Below are 12,070 nucleotides of genomic sequence, written 5' to 3' on the forward strand. Positions count from 1 at the left end.
TAGGGTTTTTTCTGAAAATGGTTTTCATTCCCCGTTGGTGAATTCCCTCTTTCATGACTGTTTTTATTCTGAGACTCATCCTCTGTCGAAATTCCTTTGTTCTTCAGGTCATTCAGCTGCTAAATCTGATCCAATAGCTCCTATTACCGGAACGTTAACACACCATCTTTCAATTCATGTTTAATGCCGGTCGTTTTTCCCAGGTTGTCCAAAAAATCATTTAATCCATCCTGCTTAGTCAATATGCCGGTAAGATCTATACGGGAAACAGCAGAATTTTCAAATACAACATCGATATCAAACCATCTGTTGATCACATCACCTAAGTCTTTCAATGTTGCGTTTCTGAAATAATATTTCCCTTCCATCCATCCTAAGGTATTTCGCTTATCAAAGGCATCGATACTAAAGAACTGCTGGTTATACACTGCTTCATAGCCAGGTGATAACTGCACCACCTGTGCACTGTTTTTGCTTTTTAATACTACCTTGCCTGAGGCCAATGCTATACGCGGGTTCACACTGCTGTAGGTGTTGATGTTAAAGGCTGTTCCAAGTACATCTACAGACACATCTCCGGCATGTACGATAAAAGGCCGGGTAGGATCTTGTTTTACGGAAAAATAGGCTTCTCCGCTCACGGTTACTTCCCGCGTTTTTCCATTAAATGCCATTGGAAAACGAATTTCTGATTTTGCATTCATCCATACTTCTGTTCCATCTGCCAGCACAAGCTTATAATCTTTGCCGGCAGGTACCCGCAATACATTCATTGGCATATCGGCAGTTGCGTTGGCCGCATTGTATTGTAAGCTTTTTGAAGATACGTGTAATTGCGCACTCCCTACCTTCATCATGGACTGTGTCGTATCGGAGAGGTCTATTTGCTGACCGTTGGCTAGTTGCAGGACAATGCCGGTCGGGTTATTTGCAAGTTGTTTTTTCGACGGTTGTTTATAATAAAACAAACTACCTCCTAATCCTAATATTAGCAGGATACTTGCCGCTGCATACCACCACTTGAATTTCCGAGGTATAAACCGGTGTTTGTTCTCCTCCCATAAAACACCTTCATCCAGTTTGGACAAATACGCCTGTGAAATTGGCTGGCTCAACTGCTCCTGCATTCCTTTATATATTTCACTTAATTCCGGAACGGTTTCTAATAATTGCCTCAGTTGCGCATCATCTTCATCAGAAATACATCCTGACAGCTTCTCCAACATTAATTGTTCTATATATGGTATCATTTGTTCTGATCTTAAATTTATTCTGAATATGGCAGGTCCAGCTTATTCCGCAGCGTTTTCACTGCGATCTTCAGGTGTGTCTTTAATGAGTTTACACTAATCCCCATATTGTCTGCCACCTCATGGTACTTCTTATGCTCCAGGTATACCAGGTTAAATGCACGCTGACGCTGCGTGGGAAATTCCCGCAACAGTTCATGTAGTTGCTGCTGAAACTTTTCGTTCGATATTAGGTTGTGTTCCTCCCCACACGATTGGTCCACGACTGTTTCAGCATACTTTTCGATGCGTTTAAGTCTTCTCGACTTTATCTTATGATAGTCATTTACCTGGTTGCGTACCGCAACCAGCAGGTAGGTACGGAGGTTACCATTAATTTTGTAATACAATTGTTTTTCCCAGATACTGCACAGTACAGACTGGACCAGGTCATCGGCGTCAGTAGGATCTCCTGTTCCCAGATACGCCTTCGTCCACATTAGTCTGTAGTATTTCTTAAAGATAAGTTCAAATGCATCGCCGGCGCCCCCATTCTTTAATAATAGAAGTACAATATCGTCTCCTGGATATTCAGGCATAAAAAATAGTTAAGTGGTTGATTGTATAACGCGGATAAAAATTCTAAAGGGATATTGTCTGGAATAAATATAAATGTTATTTTGACATTTATAAAAAGTTTTTTTGGAGGGCATTCACCCATTCACAATTGTCGTCGTCTTTATATCGTGAAGCATCAACTAGATTCTACAATTAAGTAAGGAAAATGAACAGACATTCCCCGTTAATGAAAACGGCCAGCAAGCATTTTGCCTGGCAGCGAACCACTATTGCCTTTCTGTTGCTCTTTCTGAATTATCAATTACGTGGGCAGACGATCAGCCCCCCAATTGTAACGATCAAAGGGAATAATATGACCCTGGAATCGATCTTTAAATCGATAGAGCAACAAACTGACATCACCTTTTTTTACAGTGGCAACATCCCTAAAAACGACATCATTGGCCAGGTCAACTACTCCGGGGCCAAAGTGACCACCGTACTGGATGATTTATTGAAAGGGCGCAACCTCGCCTATGAAATTAAAAAAAATGTGATCCTCATTCGAAGGGAGGAAAAGCCCCTCCCGGTCGAAAAACCTGCTGCCGCCAATCAGGAGCCCATACTCTCCGGCCAGATCTTAGCAGAGGATACCAAAACGCCATTACCCATGGCCACCGTCATGCTGAAAGGCACTAATATCGGTGCGACTGCCGATCAGAACGGGTTCTTCAAACTCAGGCTGAATGGCACCAGCAAAGTACTTGTGGTGCAATATGTAGGCTATGAAACCAGGGAGATGAACCTGACCGGGAAGAACAATTTAGAAATTATGCTCTCCCCAAAAGACAATACCATCAAGGATGTGGTGGTGGTAGCATATGGCACCCAAAAGAAAACCAGTATGGTCAGCTCCATCACCTCCATCAATCCCAAAGAACTGAAAGGCCCTACCTCTAACCTCACCACTATGCTGGCAGGAAAGATAGCAGGGGTGATCTCGTACCAGCGAAGCGGCGAACCGGGTGCTGACAACGCGCAGTTCTTTATCAGAGGTGTCGGTACTTTTGGCGCAGGTAAGGTAGACCCACTCATTCTGATCGACAATATTGAATCATCTTCAAGAGACCTTGCCAGGTTGCAACCCGATGATATCGCCGGTTTCTCTGTGCTCAAAGATGCGACTGCTTCCGCACTCTATGGCGCCAGAGGTGCGAATGGCGTGATCCTCGTTACTACTAAAACCGGCAACATCGGAAAGATGAAGTTCAATGCCCGTCTCGAAAACGCCACTTCTTCCAACACCCGCAACTTTGCACTGGCAGACAATATTACTTATATGAAACTGGCGAACGAAGCCACGCTCACCAGGAATCCACTCAGCGCGCTCCCCTATTCTCAAAATAAAATCGATCATACCGCAGCTGGCGACGATCCTTTATTATATCCAAATAATAACTGGATAAAACAGTTAATTAAAAATCACACCAATAACCAACGTTATAATATCAATGCCAGTGGCGGTTCTGACAAAGCCAAATACTACCTGGCAATGACGTATAATATTGACAATGGTATTCTGAAAGAAAATGAGCTGAATAATTTCAGCAATAACATCAAACTAAGGTCTTATTCTATCCTTTCAAACACCACGATCAATCTGACAAAAACGACAGAGGCACTCGTGAGTTTAAAGGGTCAGTTTGATGATTATAATGGTCCTGTAGGCGGAGGTGCGGCAGTTTTTTATAATGCGATCTGGAGCAATCCGGTGGCATTTCCGGCGGTGTATCCATCCAGTCTGATGCCGTATGTAAAACACCCTTTATTTGGTAATGCCCTCATTCCAGGTGGTGGTGCATTGTATGTCAATCCATACGCACAATCCATTTCTGGTTTTCAGGCGACCAACACCAGTACACTCACTGCACAGCTGAGCCTAAAACAAAACCTGGATGCAGTAACACCCGGTCTTTCTGCGAGAGTGATGGCTTATACTACACGGTATGCGTACTTTGCCGTTTCCCGCCAGTATAGTCCTTATTATTACCAGGCGAATACCAATGAAGGAAAGTTTTCCGGGCTGACACTAATCAATGATGGTAGTACAGGTAGTGTAGGTGCTACGCCTACGGAATACCTCACCTATTCACCGGGTGATAAAGTTGTGAACACCACGACATATGCCGAAACAGCCCTGAATTATTCCAGGATCTTCAAAGACAAGCACAGTGTGGGTGGTATGCTAATCGGTACGATCAGAAACTATATTACAGGTAATGCTTCTACCCTGCAATTATCATTGCCCAGCAGGAACCTGGGTGTATCCGGCAGATTCACTTACGGCTATGACAACCGCTACCTGTTCGAATATAACTTTGGCTACAATGGTTCCGAACGTTTTGCTACGAACCATCGGTTTGGTTACTTCCCATCTGTTGGTGGAGGCTGGATTGTGTCTAATGAAAAGTTCTTTTCCTCATTGGCTGATAAAGTGCAGCAGCTGAAGTTCAGGTTCACTTATGGTTTGGTGGGTAATGACCAGATCGGTAATTCAACTGACCGGTTCTTTTATCTATCTGATGTAAATCTTAATGGCGGTGCCGCTGGTTATTTCGGTACGCAATTTAATTATAGCCGACCCACTGTGGCTATCAATCGTTATGAGAACAAGGATATAACCTGGGAGTTGTCCCGCCAGACGAACATCGGGATGGACCTCACCGTCTTCAAAGATCTCACACTCACCATCGATGCTTACAAACAGGTACGTAGCAATATCCTCATGGTAAGAAGTACGATTCCTTCTTCCATGGGCCTGCAGGCTGACATCTCTGCCAACTCCGGCAAGGCCAGCAGTCAGGGTATTGACCTTATGCTGAATTATACCAAAACATTTGAACACAGCTTATGGCTGCAAACCCGTGGTACACTAACCTATGCAAAAAGTAAACTGCTGGTGAATGAAGAGCCGCAATACGCTGCTAACAACCAACACTTATCAAAAGTAGGTAACTCATTGGGACAGATATACGGACTGGTAGCAGAGAAGTTGTTTGTCGATGATGCAGAAGTGAGCAACTCTCCTTTACAATATGGACGTATCATGGCTGGTGATATCAAATACAGGGACATCAACGGAGATGGTACGATCTCTAATGCAGACATGGTACCGATCGGTTTTCCGACCACGCCAGAGTTGATCTATGGTATGCTCTTTTCTGTGGGCTATAAGAACTTTGATATCAGCGCTGCCTTTCAGGGTTCAGGCAGGTCTTCTTTCATTATTAATTCAGCGAACACGACACCTTTTTATATCAATGGTGGTAACCAGAATGGCTTGCTGCAGTCCATTGCAGACGACCACTGGTCAGAAGATAACCGGAACTCTTACGCATTCTGGCCAAGGTTAAGTAATACCATTTCAGAGAATAACAAACAGACATCTACCTGGTGGCTGCGGAGCGGTTCCTTCCTTCGATTGAAATCAGCCGAGATCGGGTATAACTTTTCCGATCGGGTGTTGAAAAAATTCCGGCTCAGTACAGGTCGTATTTATGTAAGTGGTATGAACCTGGCTACAATCAGCGCCTTCAAAATATGGGACCCGGAAATGGGTGATTCCGGTCTGGGATACCCTATTCAGCGGGTTTTTAATACAGGATTGTCTATCGGGTTTTAAGTGTTAATTAAAGAACAGAATTTTATGAAAATTATTCGCTTGTTCATAATTGCGGCATTGCTGACTACATCCTGCAAAAAGAATTTCCTGGATGTGGTACCTGATAATGTGGCAACCATTGATAATGCCTTTACTTCCAAAACAGAAGCTGAGAAATATTTATTTACCTGTTATTCGTATCTCCCCATCAGTTTCGACCCCACTTACAATGTAGGTTTATCTGCCAGTGATGAGGTCTTTGTGCTTGACCCTACCAGTGCAATCAGGTCTACTAACGTGCTTCGTCTGCCTTATGGAGATCAGAATATTTCAAGTCCTATCGCCAATTTCATGACTGGCGACAGAGACGGAACTGCTAGTTATAAAGCGATCAGGGATTGTAACATTTTCCTGGAAAACATCAGTAATCTAAGTAAAGTACCGGATCTGGACATCGATACCCGTGAGCGTTGGATATCTGAAGTAACGTTTCTGAAAGCCTACTATCATTTTCTCTTGTTCAGGGCATATGGTCCAATTCCTGTTATTGATAAGAACCTGCCTATCAGTGTGGCCATCGAAGAAACGTATGTAAAACGCCAGCCAGTGGATAGTGTGGTGAATTATATTGCCAATCTGCTGGATGAAGCAGCCCTGCATTTGCCAAACAGTATCAATAATATTTCTTCAGAACTGGGTCGTATTACCAAACCGGCGGCAATGGGTCTAAAGGCAAAATTGCTCGTCACTGCTGCAAGTCCTTTGTACAATGGCAATTCAGACTATGCTGCTTTTAGAAATAAAGATGGTACTGCTCTATTTAATCCTGCTTACAGCGCAGAGAAATGGCAGCGTGCAGCAGATGCGTGCAAAGCGGCCATTGACCTAGCTACAGCACAAGGTGTACAATTGTACGAATTCCCGGCACAGACCATTCCACTGAATGCTACTACCATGACACAGATGAGCATCCGTAACTCCATGAGCGAACCCTGGAATAGTGAGCTGATATGGGGGAATACCACCAGTATTACATGGGCGTGTACGTTCTTACAACGTTGTGGAATTGGCCAGTTTGATTTTGATAATGCAGTGGCCTCAAAGACTGCGGGACACCCATTAATGGGACCTACCATCAAAATGGCAAAGTTATTTTATACAAAGAATGGAGTGCCTATAGATGAAGACAAAACGCTGGACTTTACTAACATTTCTACCCTTCGGGTAGCCACTCATGATGAAAGATTTAATATCAAAGAAGGAGAAACGACCGCGCGGTTAAACTTTGACAGAGAGCCTCGTTATTACGCAGATCTTGGTTTTGACAGAGGCATCTGGTATATGGCGAACAGTCCTTCAAAAAGCGATGAAAACACATTCTGGCTGAAGGCAAGAGGGAGTGAAACGAGTCAGTCATCACCAGTGCCTGTCTGCGGGTTTTATATGAAGAAAACGGTGAACTGGCATATGGACTGGAATACCCTCACCTACCCTTCTTATCCTTATCCTGAAATGCGACTGGCAGATCTGTATTTGTTGTATGCCGAAGCATTGAATGAAGCACAGGGTCCACAAAATGATGTTTATGAATACATCAACCGCGTAAGGGCAAGAGCAGGTTTGACAACAGTGCAAAACGCCTGGGCCACTTATAGCAAGAATCCTACAAAATATACCACCAAAGAAGGGATGCGTACTATTATCCAGCGGGAACGTGCAATAGAACTTTGTTTTGAAGGACATCGTTTCTGGGATCTGTTGCGTTGGAAAACGGCGGCACAGGAACTGAGTGGCAATATTACCGGCTGGGTAGTAAGCGGACAAACCCCGGAGTTGTACTATCGTGAAGTCTCTTTTCTGGCAAGGCATTTCGTGGCGCCACGTGATTACCTGTGGCCAATAGATGAAGATGACATACTGGAAAATCCGAACCTGGTTCAAAATCCTAACTGGTAAAACCGACAACACATGAAGTTAACATATATCATAGCTTTAATTTTATTAGCGGCATCCTGTACCAGGGATGATTTGCGCAGCCCCGTATCAAAGAACAGTTCGGCTCCTGGTGCAGTATCCAATGTTAAGGTGGTGAACCTGAATGGGAAATCAGCCTTAACGTATACACTCCCGGGTGATGAGGATCTTTCTTATGTAAAAGCGGAATATGAAACATCTGCAGGTCATCCAAGAGAGATAAAAGCATCTTACTATGTGAACACACTCACAGTAGATGGTTTTGGAGATACCTTGCCACATACCATCAAATTGTACGCGGTAAATTCCAGTGAAGTAGCATCTGAGGCTGTCACCGTTACGGTACAACCGCTGACACCGCCTATTGATCTGGCATTAAGATCACTGAAAGTAGTGGCTACATTTGGTGGCTTCAATCTTACCTGTGATAATCCTACAGAAGAAAACCTCGCGATCATTCCACTGGTAGATACCACAGGCAATGGAGTCTGGATACAGACGACTGGTATGGATAATATCTATAGTAATAGTCCTGTCATCACCAGTGCAGTCAGGGAACAACCAGCTATAGAACGACACTATGCATTTGTAGTAAGGGATAGATGGCTGAATTATTCAGATACGTTGTATGAAACATTGACGCCGATTTTCGAACAGTTACTCCCTAAATCAGATTGGAGCAATTATGTGTTGCCCGGTGATGCGGAGATATTGAACAATGGTGGTCGTACAGATGTATCTTATATCTATGATGGCAACTTCCATCCTGGCTGGCCACAGTGTTTATTTACCGTTGAGCAGGCCAGCTCTTCACAGATGGTGACACTGGATCTTGGCAAACCACATATATTCAGCCGTATGCAGGTGAATCCTTATAAGGAAGTCGGCAGTTTGTATTATGTAAGAGGGAATGTAAAAGACTTTGAAATATGGGCATCCAATTCACCGAATTTAAGTGGCGCTTTGGATGAAAGCTGGACCAGGCTGGTTACCTGTCATGTTACGAAACCTTCAGGCTCTGCTTCAGGTACAGAGACGACAGCGGATCAAACGCTTGCATACAATGGCTGGCAGTTTGATTTTCCTGCGTTGCAAACGGCCTATCGGTATGTAAGGATCAGAAGTCTTTCCAACTGGCAGGGTTCATACTTTATAAACATAGCAGAGTTCACGCTATGGGGTAATTAATCACTTATAATCTTTTAGGATGCAAAGAGCATTTATAATAGCAGGCATGTTGACATTATTGTTTGCATGTACCAAAATGGATGAATACAGGGATAAATATATGGAGAATGGATCCATTGTTTATCCGGGCAAAATGGATTCTGTAGCAGCCTTTTCGGGTAAGAACAGGGCGGAGATCAGGGGCTTGTTCACTTCCGATCCTAAGATCACGAAGTACAAGGTGTTCTGGAATAGCAGACAGGATTCAATAGAAGTGCCTGTGACTAGAACATCTGGTGTGGACACGGCGAAAGTGATCATACCTGATCTTCCGGAAGGACTGATGAGCTTTGAGATCAGGACCTATGATGCGCATGGCAATATATCTATCCCCGTTAATACATCTGCGAATGTATATGGGGACCTTTACCAGAGTGCACTGATCAATAGAGGTATTGCAAATGCAGAGATGCAGGATGATGGATCCGCGTTGATAAAGTGGGCAGATGCGGGCAGTGATGCGGGTACGGTGAGCATGCGGATTAAGTATACAGATAATACGGGGGTTGCGCATGATACGCTGGTATTGTCTGTTCTTACAGACATGACTACGACATTGCCTGCGTTCAAATCCGGAACGGGTATTAGTTATCAAACGGCTTATTTGCCCAATGCTACGGCAATAGATACCTTTTATACAGCATTTGAGGCGTTTTCTGTGAAAGCGGATGTGACAGCGTTGTACCTGAAGAATACAGGTCCTTTTGATCGCGCTACTTATGATGGTGGGCGCTGGGGTACGCTGGCAGCGCCATGGGTGACGAGTGCAAATGTGATCAATCACTCAGGTTATGGCGGGTATGCATCTGAGACATGGTTGAATGCAGGCGGGTTTCTGGTGATGGAGTCAGGATGGAGTGGAACAGCGAATATTGTGAATGGGAAGATTTCACAGACGACGACATTGCCTGCGGGGAATTATATATTTCAGGTAGCGTGTTATACAGAGGCGTTGGATCCGGTGTATATAGTGGCAGCGGCGGGCAGCGCACTTCCTGATATTAGTGGGCTTTCGGGGGCTTTGGGGTATGGATCATTTCCCAGCAGTAAGTATGTGAGTGCGACGGTATCATTTAAGTTTACGTTGGAGCAGGAAGAGGAGGTGACATTAGGATTTTTAGCGACAATGACTTCGGGTAATCAATATTGGAGGGTAGGGAGTGTGAAGTTGATAAAGAATTAGATTGGGGGGTGATAAAGAATTGGACATTGAAAAGTGGATGTATCATAAATAACAGGAAGGCAATGAGAATTTAAATACGAAAATTCTCTCCATCAGGTACCCGAATAAAAAGGGGGCGTCTCGAAGTTCTTAGACGCCCCCTTTTTTATATGATTTCTGAAATTTCCTGAATAGTGTATGTTGGGTGTAATACTTCGCAGGCATCCTTTTGGCCATATCCGTAGGCGGCCCAGCAGGAGGCGATGCCACAGTTGTTGGCGAAGAGAATGTCGGCATGGGTATCGCCGGTCATTAGTACTTCTTCCTTGTTTTTAATATTGAATTTTTGTGTGATGATGGTTTCGTAAACCATTGGATCGGGTTTCAATTTTAAAGCTAAATCCGGGAAGGCACCTTCGGCGATAATGAGGTCTGTCTGGTCGAAAAGATTCAGTGCTTTTAAGGAGCGTTCTACTGCGGCAATGCCTTTATTGCTGAGGACAATGATGGTTTTGTCCTGCGCTTTTAATTTTTCAAAAACAGCGGCGGCTCCTTCGAATAATGCGGTGAGTTTTTCGTCACATTCTTTATATTGCTCACGGTATATTTTAGCGATTGCTTCAACATCGTCGAAGTTGAGTTTCGATGCTTCGGGATGCAGGTGTCTTATTGTATCGTGTAAGGCGCCACCTTTGCTGACGGCGGCGAGCATGGTTATTTCGTCGATGGTGTTCAGTCCGTTTTTTTTAAAGGTCTGGCTCATGGCGGAGTGAATGGTGGGAAAAGTATTGCAAATGGTGCCGTCGTAGTCGAAGAGGTAGTAATTGTAGTGGTTCATCATCCTTAATTTGCAATGTAAAAGTAATGGATAGAAAGGAGTTTAGGGAGTTTTATCTACCGCCGTTAGAAAATGATCATATTATTGAATTGCTTTCTTAATCTCTGCCAGATCCTGCTCCATTTTCTTTATCCGCTCCTGATTTTCCAGGTTTTGCTTATGCTCCTCAATCAGGTACAAGGTCAGTTCTTCGACCTTTTTCACAAGGATCTTATTCATCTCTCCAAGGTCCAGTCCTTTCACCGTCACTTCTTTCTCCGTAGGCACTTCGGGCAGGTGCTTATGTTGTTGTACATAATTCTCAATTTCCATTAATGAGGGTAGCTGATAATGGCTATCAAAGACATAATCAGGCCAGCCGGATTGGGTCACCTGTATTTTTTTAGCTCCAATCGTACCTGCTACAGCAAGTTTGAATGTGCCTGTAGCCGTAGTACCTATTCCAAGATTCCCATCGGCATCCAAGCGCATTTTTTCTGTACCATCATTTACCAGGAAAGTGAGATAACCTCCGTACCTCGTTGATGCGGGCCCCATGTTGAAGATGAGCCCTGAATTTAAATTGCCGAAATATTTATGAATGAGACCAAACATTGGAGCACTTCCATTCGTATTATAAGCATGTACACCCAGATAGGTACCATCTTTGGTAGTGCTACCTATATATAAACGGCTTAGGATGGCTGTAGTAGAATCATTCACCATCGTGCCGACGTCCAATGATGCCTTGGGCGCGAGTGTACCGATACCGAATTTACCATCTGCTGTGGAAGTGACGCTATCCGGCAGGTTCACGGTGCCAGCGAATGTATTTCGATAAGGTATATCCCTGACGGCCGTTGCCTCGGGAATCAATGCCGAATCGACTACAGACCAACCGGTAAACATGGATGCTGTCTCACTCATGCCCTGTGCAAAGGCTCGAACATGAAAGCGTACATAATAACCATTCTTGTAATCAAGGAAAATAGATACCTTGCCATTTTCATTACCAATCCTTATTGGAGGGGCTGAACCACCAGAAGACGATACAGTAGTACGGGTTAAGGTATCACCCACAACATACGATGAAATTGTTAAATTCAAGGTATAGCCTGGGATTGTAAAATCATATCCTTCTATCCAGATAGTCGGCATGGCGGCGCGGTTCGTAAAAGGAATGTTTGTTTTTATTTTGTAACCGTTGGTAGCGTAAGCGTTGTTATTATATGATAATACATCATTGTAATACTGCGCTTTTCCAGACAGGACAAAGAATAGGGATAAGAATGCTAATAAATATTTCATAAAAACAATGCTGTTTTCCTATGGGTTATAATATTGTATAGGGTGATTAAAATATGGGGGGCAAATTAGGTATTTTTTTAAAGTACTCATGAAATTATTTTCTATGATTATGCATCATTGATTAGTTTTCTGAT

8 protein-coding genes are annotated in these 12,070 nt (G+C 43.7%); 4 read left to right on the forward strand and 4 right to left on the reverse strand.

Annotation, left to right across the window (positions count from 1 at the left end):
- Positions 1 to 143 precede the first annotated feature (143 nt).
- A complete protein-coding gene (locus BW716_RS16325) occupies positions 144 to 1,250 on the reverse strand; it encodes a FecR family protein (protein ID WP_083723841.1) in 1,107 nt (368 codons plus the stop codon).
- Positions 1,251 to 1,267: 17 nt separating this feature from the next.
- Positions 1,268 to 1,828: an RNA polymerase sigma factor gene (locus BW716_RS16330; RefSeq protein WP_083723843.1), complete on the reverse strand. Its 561-nt coding sequence runs from the start codon at positions 1,826 to 1,828 to the stop codon at positions 1,268 to 1,270.
- A gap of 185 nt (positions 1,829 to 2,013) precedes the next feature.
- Between BW716_RS16330 and BW716_RS16335 the strand changes: the two genes are divergently transcribed.
- From BW716_RS16335 to BW716_RS16350, 4 genes are read left to right on the forward strand one after another with little or no spacing between them, the layout of a single operon-like run.
- Positions 2,014 to 5,469: a TonB-dependent receptor gene (locus BW716_RS16335; RefSeq protein ID WP_235643743.1), complete on the forward strand. Its 3,456-nt coding sequence runs from the start codon at positions 2,014 to 2,016 to the stop codon at positions 5,467 to 5,469.
- Between the two features lie 24 nt (positions 5,470 to 5,493).
- Complete coding sequence (locus BW716_RS16340) at positions 5,494 to 7,404, forward strand: RagB/SusD family nutrient uptake outer membrane protein (protein WP_083724027.1); 1,911 nt, start codon at positions 5,494 to 5,496, stop codon at positions 7,402 to 7,404.
- Between the two features lie 12 nt (positions 7,405 to 7,416).
- Entirely contained in the window at positions 7,417 to 8,610 is a 1,194-nt protein-coding gene (locus BW716_RS16345; RefSeq protein WP_083723845.1) for a DUF5000 domain-containing lipoprotein, read from the forward strand.
- Between the two features lie 19 nt (positions 8,611 to 8,629).
- Entirely contained in the window at positions 8,630 to 9,832 is a 1,203-nt protein-coding gene (locus tag BW716_RS16350; RefSeq protein ID WP_083723847.1) for a DUF4998 domain-containing protein, read from the forward strand.
- A 145-nt stretch (positions 9,833 to 9,977) separates the two neighbouring features.
- Here BW716_RS16350 and BW716_RS16355 read toward each other — a convergent pair whose 3' ends face one another.
- Both BW716_RS16355 and BW716_RS16360 read right to left on the reverse strand, forming a co-directional pair.
- Positions 9,978 to 10,652, reverse strand: coding sequence for an HAD family hydrolase (locus BW716_RS16355; protein ID WP_083723849.1), 675 nt, complete (start codon positions 10,650 to 10,652; stop codon positions 9,978 to 9,980).
- A 78-nt stretch (positions 10,653 to 10,730) separates the two neighbouring features.
- Entirely contained in the window at positions 10,731 to 11,936 is a 1,206-nt protein-coding gene (locus BW716_RS16360) for a hypothetical protein (protein WP_083723851.1), read from the reverse strand.
- Between the last annotated feature and the right edge of the window lie 134 nt (positions 11,937 to 12,070).

This window comes from [Flexibacter] sp. ATCC 35208 (assembly GCF_001975825.1).
Lineage (GTDB): Bacteria > Bacteroidota > Bacteroidia > Chitinophagales > Chitinophagaceae > Chitinophaga.